General features: G+C 34.3%; 11 protein-coding genes. 8 read left to right on the top strand and 3 right to left on the bottom strand.

Going from position 1 to position 18,332, the window contains the following annotated elements:
- Positions 1–12 precede the first annotated feature (12 nt).
- From A9G09_RS13030 to A9G09_RS09835, 4 genes are all read left to right on the top strand, one after another.
- Positions 13–1,269, top strand: coding sequence for a pyocin knob domain-containing protein (locus A9G09_RS13030; protein ID WP_218056889.1), 1,257 nt, complete (start codon positions 13–15; stop codon positions 1,267–1,269).
- A gap of 1 nt (position 1,270) precedes the next feature.
- Positions 1,271–1,801, top strand: a complete 531-nt coding sequence (locus A9G09_RS09845; RefSeq protein ID WP_065634660.1) for a tail fiber assembly protein — start codon at positions 1,271–1,273, stop codon at positions 1,799–1,801.
- Positions 1,802–2,300: 499 nt separating this feature from the next.
- The gene (locus A9G09_RS09840; RefSeq protein ID WP_065634659.1) at positions 2,301–3,701 is read left to right on the top strand and encodes a hypothetical protein; all 1,401 of its coding nucleotides are present in this window, start codon (positions 2,301–2,303) and stop codon (positions 3,699–3,701) included.
- Positions 3,702–3,729: 28 nt separating this feature from the next.
- Positions 3,730–4,743, top strand: a complete 1,014-nt coding sequence (locus A9G09_RS09835) for an SPFH domain-containing protein (RefSeq protein ID WP_065634658.1) — start codon at positions 3,730–3,732, stop codon at positions 4,741–4,743.
- Positions 4,744–5,147: 404 nt separating this feature from the next.
- On the opposite strand, the gene A9G09_RS09830 is transcribed toward A9G09_RS09835, so the two are convergent.
- From A9G09_RS09830 to A9G09_RS09820, 3 genes are all read right to left on the bottom strand, one after another.
- Complete coding sequence (locus tag A9G09_RS09830; protein ID WP_065634657.1) at positions 5,148–6,674, bottom strand: glycoside hydrolase 43 family protein; 1,527 nt, start codon at positions 6,672–6,674, stop codon at positions 5,148–5,150.
- A 42-nt stretch (positions 6,675–6,716) separates the two neighbouring features.
- Entirely contained in the window at positions 6,717–8,102 is a 1,386-nt protein-coding gene (locus A9G09_RS09825) for an MFS transporter (RefSeq protein ID WP_065634656.1), read from the bottom strand.
- A 1,216-nt stretch (positions 8,103–9,318) separates the two neighbouring features.
- Complete coding sequence (locus A9G09_RS09820; protein ID WP_218056887.1) at positions 9,319–10,737, bottom strand: EmmdR/YeeO family multidrug/toxin efflux MATE transporter; 1,419 nt, start codon at positions 10,735–10,737, stop codon at positions 9,319–9,321.
- A gap of 363 nt (positions 10,738–11,100) precedes the next feature.
- Between A9G09_RS09820 and A9G09_RS09815 the strand changes: the two genes are divergently transcribed.
- From A9G09_RS09815 to A9G09_RS09800, 4 genes are all read left to right on the top strand, one after another.
- Positions 11,101–12,060: a phospholipase D family protein gene (locus tag A9G09_RS09815; protein WP_065634655.1), complete on the top strand. Its 960-nt coding sequence runs from the start codon at positions 11,101–11,103 to the stop codon at positions 12,058–12,060.
- A gap of 161 nt (positions 12,061–12,221) precedes the next feature.
- Entirely contained in the window at positions 12,222–12,941 is a 720-nt protein-coding gene (locus tag A9G09_RS09810) for an epoxyqueuosine reductase QueH (RefSeq protein ID WP_065634654.1), read from the top strand.
- 292 nt (positions 12,942–13,233) lie between these two features.
- Positions 13,234–17,508: an acyl-CoA dehydratase activase-related protein gene (locus tag A9G09_RS09805; RefSeq protein ID WP_065634653.1), complete on the top strand. Its 4,275-nt coding sequence runs from the start codon at positions 13,234–13,236 to the stop codon at positions 17,506–17,508.
- Between the two features lie 557 nt (positions 17,509–18,065).
- A complete protein-coding gene (locus tag A9G09_RS09800; RefSeq protein WP_065634652.1) occupies positions 18,066–18,329 on the top strand; it encodes an HPr family phosphocarrier protein in 264 nt (87 codons plus the stop codon).
- Positions 18,330–18,332 lie beyond the last annotated feature (3 nt).

Below are 18,332 nucleotides of genomic sequence, written 5' to 3'. Positions count from 1 at the left end.
TCGAGGAATACTATGTCTTGGTACAAAACAGGTACAATCAATGTAACAAAAGGCAGTAACATCGTGACAGGGATTGGCACTAAATGGGCTAATCAGTTGTTGGGTATTTCTGCTGGTAGAATGTTATTGCTACAATCATCTAATCAAATTGAAATTTATGAGATAACATCCGTACAGTCTGATACGCAATTAACGTTGGCTGATAATTATGGAGGAAATACAGCAAAAGGAATAACATATAAAATTCCAACATCGCCAACCATTTCTATTGAACAGTTTGCGTTGGAAATATCATCTTCACTATCATATTATCAAAAACAATTAGACGGCTGGCAAAAAATTCTAACAGGCACGGGGGATATTGAATTAACTGCCCCCGATGGTAGAGTTGTTACGATAAAATCACAAAAAGCTTTAACAGAAGCTGTTAATAATTCCGTAAAAGTAGGCTCGGAATTTCATTATTACGGTTATCTTGGGGTTACGAACATTAGCAACTTTGGGGGTATTCAAAAAGGAGTTTATTGTCAGAATCTTGGCGAATATGCGCTGTTGACGAGGGGGTATCCGATTCAAGATGCTGGCTCATTAGTTATTTATCCAACTTATGCGATGGGTGATCAGGGGTGCGTTCAAGTATACACAACATTCAAAGGGGCACGGCAATTTATACGTAACTATATAGGCGGTTCGTCAAATGGCTACTGGGAGCCATGGGTAGAGCAAATCACAACGACAAATATTGGAAAATACATTCCGATTGGAGATCAACGTTTAATGCCGTTTCGACGTGATGAATTACCATTTGGTTGGTATTTCCGAAATGGCGATAATTACTTATTAAGTTCACCTCAAGGGCAGGTTTTAAATGGTTTATCCATTAATTATAAAAACGACCATCGCATTACGATTAAAACTATAAATGGACAACAATATATTAATGTGCCAACGGCATTTTCTGCCGATGGGCGTGGTTTTTTTGAGCGAGCCGCTGATGGAGCTAGCCGACAAGTAGGTAGTGTTGAAGATGATGCTATCCGAGAAATTTGGGGGCATTTCGATTCTGGCGTAGTGGCAAATCACAACGAGTATGCGAGAGGTGCATTTAAAGGTACACGAGCAATTAATCCTACAAACGCGGCGTTTTTAACAACTAGAGATTACGAAGTATGGGGGTATGACTTTTATGCATCACGAGTAGTACCAACAGCAAATGAAAATCGCCCACTTAACATTGGTATGACACCTGTAATTTACCTTGGAGTTTGATATGATTAATTATTATTATGATAATACAGATGACCTTAAACCGTACACACATCAATTAGAGGCTAACGACGACACAATGCCACCTGACAATGCGTTACGGATTGCTCCTGAATTTAAAGATGGGTTTTGTCCGTGTGAGCAAGATGGTAAATGGGTTTTAGTCGAAGATAACCGCGAAAAAACAGCCTTTAATATTGAAACAAAAGACGCCGTTAAAATTGACTACCTTGGTGAACTTAAAGCAGGATTTACGTTATTTGAACCATTCGAATTTTGCAAATGGAACGGGAAAAAATGGGTGAAAGATAAAGTAGCTGAAAATAACGCTACCATTGAACAAAATCAAATTATGAAAAATTCACTAATAAATCAAGCCAATGAAAAAATAGCGGTGCTTCAAGATATTATCGATCTAGATATGCAAGAATCTAATGAAGAGGAACAGCTGAAACAATGGAAAAAATATCGCATATTATTAACTCGCATTGATGTATCTGATACGAATATTTCATTTCCAACTAAGCCCGAATAAATTAAACAAACACTACCAATTTTTTCCATTCACCTTATCCTTCCTTTTCTATAATTAAGCAGATAAGCTTTCTTTTTGATTAATCCTATAAATTATCTCGCTTTATTCATTTTATTGATAATAAACAATTAGTTGTAAATATCAGGGCATCATTCCTTTCAAAATTGGTAGTGTATTATTTGTTATCATTTTTACACTTAAAATTCTCCACTACACTAACAGAATAATTATTAATTGATTTACTTGATCTCGATTGAATACCTATTTATCGTTTTTTTGAATAGTGTTACTTGATTTTGTGATTAATTTTGTCACTTTGTTATTAGAATAAACGTCATTATTATTGTAGAAACTTCATTTGATCTGTTTTACAAATTTGCTGATGAAATAGGCAAGTTAGCGTTAAATTTAAACCTATATTTCAAGTGACACTCCTTTATTTAATCGATAAAATAGTCGATATTTATCCAAAATTAAATAATGCTAAGAGTAAATAGGAATGGCAAAGCAAATCAAAATAATTAAGTGCCCAAATTGTGGTAGCATACAAAAAACTGAAATTAAACCCGATCATTATCGTTGTGAAAATTGTCATACTGAATATTTTTTAGATAGTGATGATATTAATGTTAATGTCACTTATGATAATAAACAAACTAATTTAGATAATGAGTATTTTGGTGATTTTAAATTAAAAATAATTGTTATTCTAGGCTGTATCGTGGTTGGCTGCGTTTGTGTTGGTTTGCTCAATATGTTTTTTAAATCGAAGCCTTCTTATGATGCCCCAGCCGCAACTACGCAAATACAACAAAATCAGACTACTACCACGAAATCAGTATCGGCCAATCCGCAAATTGCGCAAAGTAGTGGTACATTGCGTGTTAATTATAATTTTTGCTCATTAGTTTTAGTCGATAATAAACCTTTTGTGATGGGAATCATTAATCGTTCCAATGGGTTACCCTATGAACAAAAGTATTATTTTACTGTGTATGATTTGCTTTCTGAAAAAATTGTGCAAGAAAGCCCAATTGCTAATGTGAAATTTGATAAGTTTGGTAAAGTTAATTGGACTTCATATGACTTTACTAAAGATAAAACCTATCTAGTTGCAAACAAACGCACTGTTTTTTTACTTGATAAAAAGAATTTTACCCTAACTGATGTGACATCTTCGTTATTGCAAAATTATCCTCAATTTGATAAAGGCATTGCCTCAGTCAATATCACGACCGCACAAGGCGTCGTTGGCCACGTTTTACATATACTGACTGATGATGGGCAAAAGATCTATTATTTCCCTTTGCAGGATAAAGCTTTTGTTGATAATAATGATTTTTATATGACAATTAAAGATTTTGAGCGGAGTGCAGATGATACCAGTAAACACACTGCTTTTAGCTTTGCCAATAATTATGGTGAGGATTTTAAGTTAATTAAATTTACTTTTATTAGTCCTGATGGTAAAAGCCATTACACTTTTACATCAGCTAAAGTTGGTGATCAAAATACTGATGGTTCTGGCAAGTCTACTGATGCGGCAAGCGCCTATAATTACAGTCTTCCTTATTACAATAATCCAAAATATCAACTGGTTTCTCATCAAAACCTTACTCCGGATAGACTTTACTTTAATCCTGAAATTATCTATTTTGACGATAATACATTAATTATAAAAACCAGAACTAGTGCAAGTCCTGATTCAAATTATAATTATCAACGATTGGATATTAATAACGGTAAAGTGATTTGGACATTATCAAGTGATGATATCACCATAAAAGAGATCATGCCTTTTAATGATGGATTTATCATTAAACAGAGTTGCGATAAGTATGCGCAAATAGCTTCTGATGGTACTATCATTAAAAAACTAACTTTAGTAAATGAAAAATAATAAGTATGACTAGTATAAGGAATATGATATGGGATTAGGCAACTTTTTTAAAAGACAACTAAAAACAGTAATAGAGTGGAAAAACCAAGAGCAAAATGTTTTATTTTATGAGTTTCCAACTCCAACTAATGAAGTAAAAAATGCCAGTAAATTAATTATCAATCCGGGACAAGGCTGCATTTTAGTTTATAAGGGTGAAGTGATCGATGTGATGACTAAATCGGGTATTTATGAACTTTCTACATCAAATCATCCTTTCATTACTAACTTTGTTAAAATACTACAAAGCTTGGAAAGTGAACATAAAATGCATGTGTATTTTTTCCGTTTAGCAAGTTTGGTTAATCAAAAATGGGGTACATCAACGCCGATAAAATATATTGATAGTGTATATCAATTTCCAATTGAACTTGGTGCTTATGGAACCTATGCAATTAAAATTGAACAAGCTCAGCATTTTTTTACCGAAGTAGTAGGTAGTAAATCAGTTTATACCGCAAACGATCTGAGTCAATTAATGATTTCGCGTATCATTCCAACTATCACCTCACAATTAGCAACGGAAAGTTATTCTTATCAAAATATTGATTCGCAATTGGTTAAATTATCTGACCAAATTAAACATAGTTTGCAAGCTATTTTTGGTAAATTAGGTCTTTTGTTAGAGGATTTTCAAATTGAGTCCGCCACATTTAGTGAAGAGACTTTGGAGCGCATTAGTAAAATAGCTAATTCAAGAACGGATGCATTAGCTGCCAAAGAGGTCGGTTTAGATTATGTCGAGCATGAAAAACTCAAAGCATTACGCGATGCAGCTCAAAATGAAGGGGGACTTGCAGGAGCAGGGTTACAACTTGGTGCAGGTTTAGATTTAGCAAAATCATTTGATTTAAATAAAAATAATGCCACAAATACCGCAGCGTCGGCTAATAATGAACAAATTATTAACCAATTAAAACAGCTCAAACAACTGGTTGATGAAGGTATCTTGACTCAAGATGAATTTAACGCGAAAAAAGCACAGTTATTGGATAAGCTGTAAACTAATATGCTAATTACTAAAACTAGCATTTAATTTACCAGTCATTTATGACTAAAATTTAATGATAACAATTTGCATTGGCTACAGGTTATTATTACCACTAATCAGTGGTCAATTTATTAATAAATGGTACTTAACGCAGTGTTATTGCTAGCTATTTAAAAAGTAGCAATAATGCTTGTTATAAATCGTGATGTTGATAATACGCTTAGAATTTAAATAAAAAAACATTAGCCATATACGCTTATTAAGCTGTAATAAATTTATAACTCAATTACAATTTTTTGTATCATAAAGCTATAAGTTCATCTAACTATATCATTGTTTAACAGTGGTCTAATTTGATATAAATAGGTAATATCAAAAATAGTATGTTTATTGCTGATATTACCTTGTATTGTGATCTATTTGGCAATAATTTCAAAATACTTGAATTTACCTTTACCACTTATTGCTTGTTTTGCTTCGCTGGCAGCAAAAATACCCACTTTCGCACCAACCCATTTGCCTTTGCCTGCCGCAAAATCACGGCTGATCTTTTGCCACGCTTTATTGGTATCTTGATAATAAAATTGGCAAATACCGTTTAATCCGACCTCAACTTTTAATTGGCAATTCGGTGAATCCAGTTCAGTAATCGTTTCTTGATATTCATCAACTATCCCAGCATCTTTCATCCAACCATATCGATAACATAAAAAATAGTGATTATTTTTATAACAGAGGGTTAGGGCCGCATAACGTTCTCCATAAATGATCAAACCTGCAAAATCACCCGAATTGTTTGGATTGAGTTCTAATGCAGTTTCAGCGGTAAATTGCCATGACGAAAATTTTTGTAATAACAAATTAGGAGCGAAATAGAGTGTTTGCTGTTTGTTATGTATTGGTAATGGGTAACAATTTAACGTTAAGCCATCGCTCTGTTCTGCAAGCCAATTTTTTTGAGGATTGGCTTGCCATTGCCACTGTAAACCGATCTTGCCTTGCTTAAAGTCATCGCTCGTTTGCATGGTATAATCATCTGAATTACAAGTGGTTAATGGTTTTGGATATGACACAACAGGTTGACCGCAGTTATCATCGATGGCGGTTCCGATTCTTGGCCAATCATCATCACCCCAGTGCATTGGTTGTAGATGTACGATTCGTCCATATAAATTGGCATCCTGAAAGTGTACAAACCAGCATTGATTATTATCAATTTCAACCCAGCCGCCTTGATGGGGACCGTTAATAGCGGTATTACCTTGAAATAAGACATTACGTGCAGTCCAAGGTCCCTCTAAGTGTTGACTACGCAATACGGTTTGCCAACCGGTTTCAACGCCGCCAGCTGGCGCAAAAATATAATACCAACCGTTTCTTTTATAGAGTTTTGGGCCTTCAAGTGTTGGCAAGTCGGCTGTGCCATCATAAATAATTTTTCCATCGCCAATTAAAGCCGTTCCATCATTAGTCATACGAAATAGCTGTAATTTATGCTTGATGCCAGAACGGCTTTGTGCAAAAGCATGAACTAACCAAGCTTGACCATCATCATCCCAAAATGGACAAGGGTCAATCCAACCTAATGCAGGTTTTACGCAATGTGGTTTGCTCCATTCGCCCCACGGATTATGCGTATTACACATAAATATCCCTTCATCGGGCGTACTGAAAAATACCCAAAATTTTTGATGATGATAACGGATTGATGGTGCCCAAACCCCTTTACCTGGTTGCACACAATCATAACCCGGTAAATCAAGAGACGAAAATACATGATTTATAATTTGCCAATTCACTAAATCTTTAGAATGCAAAATCGGCAGTGCTGGCATATGATTAAAGCTAGATGAAACCATAAAGAAGTCGTCTTTCACTCTAACGATATCTGGATCAGAATAATCAGCACAGATGATGGGATTGTTATAATAATCAGAACGCATATAATTACCTTTTACATTACGCCATTAACGTAACTTTTTATCCTAGTTATTGTTTTCAATATTTTTTTGTCTGGCAAGTAAATCTTGTTGAATTTTTTCCATCATTTTGTCATCTAATTTATAAAAACGCATAAGCCACCAAAGTAACAAATATGAAAACGCAGGCCCTATAGTTAACAGTCCAATAATGCCCATCGTTGCCAGTGGCGTTTGTACTTCAACACCAGCTTGATAACCCAATAAGCCTAAGCAAATACCAACCAATGCGCCCGCAATTGCCATACCTAATTTAAGTGCAAATAAGTTTCCAGAAAAAGACAAGCCTGTTGCGCGTCGACCAAATTTCCATTCACCATAATCGGCCGCATTTGCCATCATATTCCATTTGAATGGTTGATACATTGAATGAAAAAAGCCGATTAAAAAATAAAGAGGAAACACCACCGCTAACCAAACCGGCGGAATAAAAAACATAATTACGCCAATGGCAAATAAAATTAAATTAATATTTTTAAATAATTGAATCGCGGTAAAACGTTTAGCAAAATATCCGGCAGCCATCGCACCTAAAATAGTACCGATTACAGAGGTTGACACAAAAGCAGACTTCATAGCCGTTCCCGCTGCCGAACTAATACCGCCCATCATTAAATAAGTTGCATAATAGAGCGTTGCTGAACTACGCATTACGCCAGCCATGCTTGAAAAGAACGTAATAATGGCAACAATGCACCACTGATCATTAGCTAAAAGGCATTTTAAATCTTTTTTTATGCTGACATTTTTATCTTCAATTGGTGTCACGCGTTCTTTGGTTGTTGCAAAGCAAAACACTAACATTGCAATAGCAATAACGCCCATCACAGCCATTGTCATTTGAAAGCCTAGTTGCTTATTCTCTTTACCAAACCAATCGACCAAAAATAGAGTACCAATTGATACCATTAATCCAGCCGCTGATGAGATGGTAAAACGAAATGATTGTGCAGAAAGACGATCTTTTTCATCACGTGTAATGACTCCACCGAGTGCACAATAAGGAATGTTAATAAAGGTATAGCAAAGCATCAACAACGCATAAGTAATGTAGGCATATAAGAGTTTACCGGAGTAACCAAAGTCAGGTGTAGTATAGGTCATGACTGCAAGTACAGCGTAGGGAATGGCAAACCAAATTAACCAAGGTCGAAATCTTCCCCAGCGAGTTTTAGTTCGATCTGCTACCATACCGGTAATAGGATCGATAATGGCATCAAAAATTCGTGTTGCTAAAAACATGATCCCGACTGCAGCAGCTGATAGTCCATAAATATCGGTATAAAAGTAGGTCAAAAACATGGTGACTGATGAATAAACGATTCCACATGCTGCATCACCCATTCCAAAGCCTATTTTTTCCATGACTGATAATCTTTTATTATCCATCATTATCTCCTTATAATTATATAAACACACTGTTTTCTAAACAGTTTTTAAGCATATTTGTTTCTATTTCGAATTATTGAAAATAAACAACGATGGATTGAGTGTATAAAATTCATTATCAAAACAATATTATGATTTTGCGTACTGAAATTACGATATATGGTTAATGTGATAAATATCACAAATTTTATTGTGATATTTAATTATCTAGCGAATGATAAAAAGTAAAGCTATGGAAAATCATCTAATAACTAATTGAGTAATTGAAGGAATAATCGCGCTTTTTTAACGCTATCAATCCTTGAAAAGTTAGTTATTACAAAAGTTAATTAGTATAAATTTATGCTATTACAATTTTGGGACATTATATTAATGTGAAAAATTTAGCTGTAACGATGCCTTGTGATTTAAAGTGAACCAATTTTAAGGCTTAACTAAATTATCTTCAAATTGACAAACGACAAAAAATTTTTTGTCCATTTCTTGCTTGTAATAGATAATATGTTTTCAGTCGCTTCATCGCTGTGTGTTGAATAGTTGTTTTCGACATAGTTATTTATAAGCCAATAAATCCAGCCGGTAATTAATTTATTTTTTATTACTTAAAAAAGCGTTTTATTCAATGTATTTCGCTTAACAATAGCAGGATTTTTATGTTTGCATTTGATTGGTGATTGAAATATTGGGATTTTTTTATAGGCCTATAATGCTGTTAATTTTGAAAACTGTTGTTAATGTGCTCATAGTCGAAATGATACCAAGATATAAACACAATTTGATATTGATATGATAATTCAACGTTAATTGATGTCTGCCATAGAATACTTCGGATATTATTCATAAAAAATAGGGGTATTCATTGTGCTGCGTTACTAACAATATTTTGCTGGATTTTTATAATTTGAGTATATAAATTTGGTGGACTCCTGATTAACTTGTTACTCACGCAAAGCCCAATAACTGTATTGGGTTTAAATTGTTATTAGCGTGTTGAAAATAAAATAGTAACAAAATGTGTGATGAAAAACTTATTTAATCAAAAAATGATTTATTTAAAACGATAACTTATGTTACCTTTGAACAGAGTTTTACTAGTGGTTAATAACAAATTTTGATAACAAAATTCAAATACCTTTAGCTGATAATTATATAGTCGTTAGTTAAATCCTAATTAAAGCAGTCGTTATCATGAACAATTAAAATAGTTTAATTAGATAACTTATAGTGAATTGTGTTTTTGATGTCGCCATAGCCATTTACCACTGACTAATCGATAGTAGAAAAATATACTTCTAATGATCCAATCAAGAAACATTCCAAACCACACGCCAATTACGCCAAAGCCAAAATAAACACCAAATAGATAACCAACGACAATTCGGCACATCCACATACTACCGATTGCGACCCACATAGTATAACTGGCATCTTTGGCACCTTTAAACCCATAAGGTAACACAAAAGAAGAGGCCCAAAATGGGGTAAATAGAGCATTTAACCACAATAAATGTTTTGATATTTGGATCACTTCAGGATCATTGGTGTAGAGTGAACTGAGAAGGCCAGCAAAGGGCATTGTTACAAATGCAATCAAACAGAGTAATATATTGGTAAACTGAAAAATAAATTTTAGTTGTCTGGTTGGTTGGTAGATTTGCCCCATACCAAGGCGTTTACCAACAATAATGGTTGAGGTTGCTCCTAAAGTCCCTCCCGGCAAATTAAGCAGTCCTGCAATGGAAAATGCGATAAAGTTAGCGGCAATAGTTGATGTGCCCATACCGGCAACAAACGTTTGCGTCAGTAATTTGCCAACATTAAACATAACTGATTCAACACTAGCTGGAATACCGATGCTGAGAATATCAACCAAAATTTTAGCATTGAATGAATGGAAGTAACTTCTAAATGGAATAAATAGTGCTCGACTTGGCTTAATAGTTAGTACTAATAATATAAAAAACATACCACAATAACGTGAGGTGGTCAGACCAATGCCAGCACCGATAAAACCTAAACCTTGCCAACCGCCTATACCATAGATAAGTACATAACTAATCGAGATATTCAGAATATTCATAATGATGTTTAGGTACATTGGCAGTTTGGTATTGCCTGCGCCTCTTAATGCACCACATCCCACTAAAATAAACGCTAAAGCTGGGTAACCTAAAACTGTTAGCCTAAGAAAAGTTAATGTCAGATTTTTAACTTCGGGATCAGCTTTTCCAGCAATGATATCAACAATCCAATAGCCCGAAAATTCGACAAAAACAAATAGTAACACGGATACTAATACCAATAGGGTAATGGATTGTCTGGCGGCGAAAACCGCTTTTTTACGATTATGACGACCTAAGCTAAACGCAACGACTACAGAGGTTCCTAATGCTACAGCCATAAAAAATGACATGATAATCATATTAAAGCTTTCAGCTAAACCGACAGCTGCCATTTGTGCTTTACCTATCCAGCTAACTAAAAAAGTACTAAAAATACCCATCAATATCACTGAAAGATTTTCTATAAAGATTGGCATAGCTAATGGGTAAATTTCACGCCATAGTAGTACACTATTTGAATGTCTTTTTTTATATAATTGCAGGTTTTTTAAACGGTTAATGAGTTGAACATTCAATTGGAAGCCTAAATCTTATAACTGAAAATTATTGTGATAATTATAACTCCTTTATTGAACAAAAATGAATGCGTGTTTTAAAAAATAACATAATAATAAAACTAACTTTTATTATATTGACGCTAAAAAGAATTAAATGCATGCTTGGATTAAGAAAGCGATATTTTTAATAAGTTATTTTTTTCATCTTTTATACTATTTTGATGACTGGAGATGTAATAACAAATAGTGTAGCTGTTAATCAGTGTTTACTATTACTGATAACGGTTACCGATTTATTTCTTGTTCATTGGCAGTTAAAGTTTGGTAGTCTTGCTAGTTTTAGGGTAAAGCGTGTTAAGTCGAAAAAAGATAAGGAAAAGTATGAAAATTCTTCATAATGATGATTTAAAAAATGCATTATTAAAAAAGGGCAATAAAAAAATCAGCATTGTTTCTGCTTTTGCCGTTCATACCGAAATGGTAGTAGAACAGTTACTTGAAGATAACAATATCGAGTTGGAACTGATTATTAGTACCATTAATGCTTTTAACTCGTTTGATTTTATTAAGTTTTGCCAGCAAAAAGCGCAAGATTGTGATAAATTCAGTTTTTATGTGGATTTTCGCTATAATCAAAGTGTCCATTGGAAACTCTATTTGATTCAGGCTGAAGCAGAGCCTGAAACGGTGATTATTGGTAGTGCAAATTTTACTAACACAGGTATCGGACTTACTCGTGACACATGTGTAATGATACAAAACAAAAAACTGTATGCAGATTATTTAGTTGATGTCGAACAATTCAAACAATTACCAGAAGTGGTAAAGTCAAGTGATCAAAAATTTGATCGATATTTACAGAATTATAAAACCCTACATCAAAGTATTACAAAAGCATCAATTCCAACTTTAGCCAATTATTTAGCAATAAATCCACTGATTGAATTAGGACTTTTGGTTTGGGATTCTTATCTAAGCGATGAGGATGAACAAGTGGCTGAAGAAGTCGTCGCCAGAGAGCATCCAACTATAAAATTTGATATGAACCGCGATTGCTTACTAGTTGAAAAAAAATATGAAAAGGATTTTAGCGTAAATCAGCTAATTTTATGTATGAATAACCAAGGTAAAGAGATTGAGTTTTTTTATTGTCTAGGCATCTATCCTAGCCAATCGCAAAAAGATGTGTTTCTTTTTAATTTTTCAAAAAAAGCCATTCGTCCATTTAAATTAAGTCGATCACTCAAAACAGCATTGGCAAAGCAAGCGGCAAGCTGGTGTAAAAGCAATAAGCATAAGTTAACTTATGAAGATCTATTAGCACTATGCGAAAATAGTTAACAAATATTGAACTCACTTTAGGTAATAAATTTGCCGGAAAGTTTAAGGAAATATATGTGTTTCAGTATAAAAACTGGTGTGTTTATCTTGACGTAAATCTATAACGCTATATTATAGCGACCAATAATGACTACTATCATCAAAATAATAAATGAGTCCTCATGTTAATTAATGCGAAAACAATTCTTGATAAATTAAATCCACATAATAAAGTTAATTATGATTCCGTTTTAAAAGAAGTCATTGCCGATTGGCAGTCTGGTGCGGTTCGTCCTAAATTATTAATTCACAGCTGTTGTGCGCCTTGTAGTACTTATGTGCTGGAGTATTTGGCACAATATGCGGATATTACTATCTATTTTGCTAATTCTAATATTCATCCACGCGTTGAATATGAATATCGAAGTGTGGTGCAACAAAAATTTATTGCTGATTTTAATCAAAAGACGGGAAATAACGTGCAATTTTTAGAAGCACCTTATCAGCCAGCAGAGTTTATTAAGCAGGTTGGTCATTTGCGAGATGCCCCCGAAGGCGGTGAGCGTTGCCATATTTGTTATAAAATGCGTTTAGATTTGGCGGCAATTAAGGCGCAAGAGTTAGGATTTGACTATTTTGCTAGTGCATTGACGCTCAGTCCTAAAAAGAATAGTCAAAAAATTAATGAATTAGGATTTGAGATCCAAGAGATCTTTTCTGTTAATTATCTCCCTTCTGATTTTAAAAAGAACAATGGCTATAAACGTTCTATTGAGTTATGCAAAGAATACGATGTTTATCGTCAATGTTATTGTGGCTGTATTTTTGCTGCTAAAGCTCAAGGTGTCGATTTAAAAAATGTGATTACCATTGCTAAACAAGGTTTAGAAAAAGCGCTTTAAGCCGTTGCAAACTCATTAGATTACTGATTATTTTATATTTGTTATGACCTGTATTTGTATGATATGGGTTAGATTCCGATTAGTTTTAGACAGAATTACAAATCACATCAAGCCTTCTTAAGATAAATTATTATTGTGTATTACTTTTGTTTTAGGGGATTTTTTATCCATCCCTATTAAAAAGAACCAAGAATTGGTTATAATGATTTATATAAAAATAAAATTAATAATTTGAGATTTATTACATATCTTGTAATAAATTAAATCTAAATTAATAAGATGTGAGTTTATTATGTCAAAAATATATAGGCTCGGATTGGATGTGGGTTCAACTACAGCAAAATGCGTTGTGTTAGATGAGCATGACAATTTTGTTTATACTAATTATGTGCGCCATAATACGCATATTGTGGCAACAGTACTTGAATTGCTGAGTGAAATTAAACAGAAGCTTGGCGATGATATACTCCTTTCCGTAAAAGTGACGGGTTCTGCCGGGATGGGCATTTCCGAAAAAGCCGATATCGCTTTTATTCAAGAGGTGGTTGCGGCATCGGAAGTGGTACAACGCAAATATCCTGAAGTACGAACGTTGATAGATATTGGTGGTGAAGATAGTAAGATGATCTTCTTTTTTCCTGATCGACCACCCGATATTCGAATGAATGGTAGCTGTGCAGGGGGAACCGGCGCATTTATCGATCAGATGGCAACTTTGCTTAATACGCCTGTTCAGCAGTTTGATGCGCTTGCTCAAAATCATGACCAAATTTTTCCTATCGCTTCTCGTTGTGGTGTTTTTGCCAAAACCGATGTCCAAAATTTAATTAGCCGTAATGTCTCGAAAGAAAACATCGCTTATTCGGTTTTACATGCTGTATGTATTCAGCTAGTCAACACTTTGGCTCGTGGCTATGATATTGTGCCAAAAGTGATGTTAATTGGTGGTCCTTTCTCATTTATCCCAACGTTAGGTAAAGCAGCACTAAATACGTTAAAATTAACGGATGATCAGGTTGTTACCACTGATCATCCGACCTTACTTTCCGCTTGGGGGGCGGCAATTCATATTATTGAGCGAACCGAGCTTTCGTTGACAGATTTTATTGCACGATTAAATGCTTCTACTCAAATTAAAGTTAATGAATCATTTAGATTAAAACCGCTGTTTAATGAGTCGTTGTCATTTGATAATTGGAAAAAGAAGCGCAAATATATCGAAATTGCTAGATGCAATTTAGCCGATTATCAAAAACAGAATGCTTTTTTAGGCATTGACAGTGGCTCTACTACCACCAAAATTACGCTTGTTAGTGAAGACAATGAGTTGTTATTTACACATTATGCACCAAACAATGGCCAGTCGATTAGCGCTTTAATTCATGGCTTAACTAAATTAAAAGATGAAATTACTGCATCAGGTAAAGAGATTATTATTGCTCGCACAGGTGTGACCGGTTATGGTGAAGAACTATTAAAAGCCGCTTTTGCTATTGATGACGGTTTGGTCGAAACCATGGCGCATTTTGCTGCGGCTAAACATATCGATCCTGATGTCAGTTTTGTGATGGATATTGGCGGTCAAGATATGAAAGCCATTTTTATTGCTAATGGTGTGGTTAATCATATCGAATTAAACGAAGCTTGTTCATCGGGTTGTGGATCGTTTATTGAGACTTTTGCCAAATCACTTAACTCTAATACTATTGATTTTGCTGATGCCGCGTGTAAATCTTCTAATCCATGCGATTTAGGTACACGCTGTACTGTTTTTATGAATTCTAAAGTGAAGCAGGCATTGCGTGAAAATGCCTCCATGGGTGATATTTCGGCAGGACTGGCGTTTTCTGTGATTAAAAATGCCATTCATAAAGTGCTGAAACTGCATGATATGCGTAAACTGGGTGATCATATTGTGGTGCAGGGCGGTACTTTTAAAAATCCTGCAGTATTTAGAGCATTAGAACAGTTAACTGGTGCGCAAATTACCAGTTCTAATATTCCTGAGTTAATGGGGGCTTATGGGGCAGCGTTGGTCGCTAAAAACCATTATCTAGCGCAACCTACAGCTTCGCAATTTATTGGTTTAGATAATCTGCACAAAGCTGAAGACAATAAAGCTAAACCGTCTCGCTGCAAAGGTTGTGAAAATAAATGCGATATTATCATCTATCGATTTGCCAATGGTCAACGTTACTATTCAGGTAATAAATGTGAACGTTTTTTAAGTAATAATCAATATCGCGATAATAGCTCGTTTAATATGTTTGATTATAAAAATGATCTGCTATTTAAACGTACTAATGTGGTTAATGCAGATGCTAAAATTAATATTGGTATTCCTCGTGTATTAGGACAATATGAAAACTTCCCTTTTTGGCATACATTATTGACACAAAGTGGTATAAACGTGACACTTTCACCTTTTTCGACACAAAATATTTATGAAAAAGGGGCTGGAACGGTAATGTCTGATAGTATTTGCTTTCCGGCAAAATTAGTGCACGGTCATATCATGGAGTTGATTGAGCAGAAAGTCGATCGTATTTTTATGCCGATGGTTGTGTTTGAATCAGCCCAGTTTGACAATGCTGTGAATAGCTATAATTGTCCAATTGTCAGTAGTTATGCTGAAGTGATTCACAGTGCGATCAATCCCGAAGAAAAATTTAACATACCATTAGATTATCCAGTTATTAACTTTACCAATAGTAAGTTACTTAGAAAAGGCTGTATCAATTATTTAACTTCGTTAGGTATCGACAAGAAAGTTGCCAACAAAGCGTTTGAAGCTGCATTAATTGCGCAAGCTGAGTTTAAACATGATTTATACAGCAAAGCGGTTGAAGTACTCAATAATGCCAAACAAACCGGGCGCTATGTCTTTATTTTAGCTGGACGACCTTATCATAGTGATAGTTTAATTAATCATAAAACACCAGAAATTTTAAATGCGCTCGGCTGTGATGTCATTACCGAAGATTCGGTATTAGGGGCCATTAATCAATTATCGCCAGAACTGCAAATTTGTTCGCAATGGAGCTATCCAAACCGTTTATATGCTGCGGCTTCATTTGTTGCACAGCAACCGAGTAATATTCAATTTGTACAACTCAATTCATTTGGTTGTGGGCCTGATGCGATTGTCACTGATGAGTGTAAAGCAATTTTAGAATCGAAAGGGAAAACTTGCACCATTATTCGTGTAGATGAGATCACCGCAACGGGTTCTGTCCGTTTACGCTTACGATCGATTATCGAATCAATTCGTATGAATCAACATCAACCATTGAAAACCGTAGAACGTAAAAAAACGGCAGTTTTCAGTAAAAAGGATAAACAGCGTCGTACTATTTTAGCGCCATTTATTTCTGATTTTTATTCACCATTGTTACCGCCGATTTTTGCATTATCAGGTTATAAGCTAGAAACTTTGCCAAAACCAGATAAAAGCTCGGTTGAATGGGGATTAAAGTACTGTAATAACGAAATTTGCTACCCTGCAACGATTATTGTTGGCGATGTGATAAAAGCGTTACGATCAGGTAAATATAATCGTGATGAAGTGGCAATCGGTATTACGCAAACGGGTGGACAGTGTCGAGCGAGCAGTTATCTATCATTGATCAAAAAAGCCATGATTAGTAATGGTTTTGAAGATGTGCCGATTGTGTCACTTAGTACCGATAATATGAATGCAAGTGAACAACCTGGCTTTAAAATTAATTGGCTTAAAACTTTGCCAACTACTTTTTTTGCTATGCTATTTGCTGATTCACTATCGAAAATGTATTACGCAGTCGCACCTAGAGCCAAAGTAAAACAACAGGCTAATCAACTCAAAGAGCTGTATCTTAGAAAGCTAGAGCAGCTACTTAATGAGCAGAAAGGGCATAAAGCGATTTATGCGTTATTGGCGCAAGCTGTTGAGCATTTTAATCAGGTTGAAACCGTCAATAAAGATTGCCCACAAATAGGGATTGTTGGTGAAATCTATGTAAAATATAACAGCTTTGGTAATCAGCATAGTGTCGAATGGTTAGTCGATCAGGGGATTGAGCCAGTAATTCCACCCATGATTGAATTTTTTGCTCAAGTGTTTGTCAATTATGACAGTAATATTGATAATCATCTTTTACCAAAAAGTTATCTATCATCTTTATTGTTCTTTTTTGAAAAAGTGGCTCAACGCTATATTAATAAAACTAATCAAATTTTATCGCATTTTAAATATTATCAGCCGTTTCATAATATTCGTGATATCGCTAAAAAAGCCGAGCAAATTCTTAACTTGGCCAATCAATTTGGCGAAGGTTGGTTGATTCCTGCCGGTATTATGACTTTTGCTGAATATGGCATTAATAATGTCATTAGCTTTCAACCATTTGGTTGTATTGCTAATCATGTGGTGTCAAAAGGTGTTGAAAAACGGATGCGCGATTTTAATCCTAAGCTTAATTTGCTCTATTTGGATTTTGATGACGGCGCCGGTGAAGTCAATGTACTCAATCGTTTGCATTTTATGGTGAGTTCGTTAAAGTATACACAATTGCAAAGAATTGTTTAATAGATATAAATAAATTGTTATTAAGGGTTTTGGGTATTAAATAAAGCACTTATTAAGCATTCAAAACCAGAAATACTTTAGTCTTATTGTTTTTAAAATCGTGACTCGTAACTGTCTGTGATAAAACGATGCCTCATTATTATGACGACACTTTATTTAGATAAAGTGTCTTTTTTCAATTGTTTTAATTTCAATTATCGCGTAAAAATGAACAAATAGCTTTAATACAATCATTTGTATAGCTCTATTTATGGAGCTCAAAAGCATTGATTATTTATGATGATATTTAAAATTCTGGCAAAAATATAATTTTAATCGATATACTACTTAGTCTAATCGTTTCTCTTTTTTGATATATTGAATTTAACAAAATACTAAAACACAGATAAGCGTACAATTTCGCTATATAATTAATATAGATTTTAGCTGATCATCGTATAGTTAATTTTTTAATTTTTTTATCAAAATTTGTATGCAAAAAAAGAGCAAAATAACTCAATTTATGATATAAATACCATTCATTGTATTAACGTAAAGATATAAATAAGGACTTTAGTATGTTAAAAGAACAAATGGTAGTAAAAAATTCAACTGGTCTTCATGCTCGCCCTGTTACCACGCTTGTTAAATTAGCAGGTCGTTACAAATCATCAATTGAACTTGTTTATAATGACAAAGCAATCAAATTAAAAAGCATGATGGGATTACTTGGTGCTGGCGTTAAAGGTGGTTCAACTGTTGAAATTATTTGTGATGGTGAAGACGAACAAGCCGCAATGGATGAAATTCGTGAATTATTTGCTAGTGGTTTTGGTGAGTAATCG

Source organism: Gilliamella sp. wkB292 (assembly GCF_001690235.1).
Taxonomy (GTDB): Bacteria; Pseudomonadota; Gammaproteobacteria; order Enterobacterales; family Orbaceae; genus Gilliamella; species Gilliamella apicola_F.
This window is presented reverse-complemented; position numbering and strand designations above follow the sequence as displayed.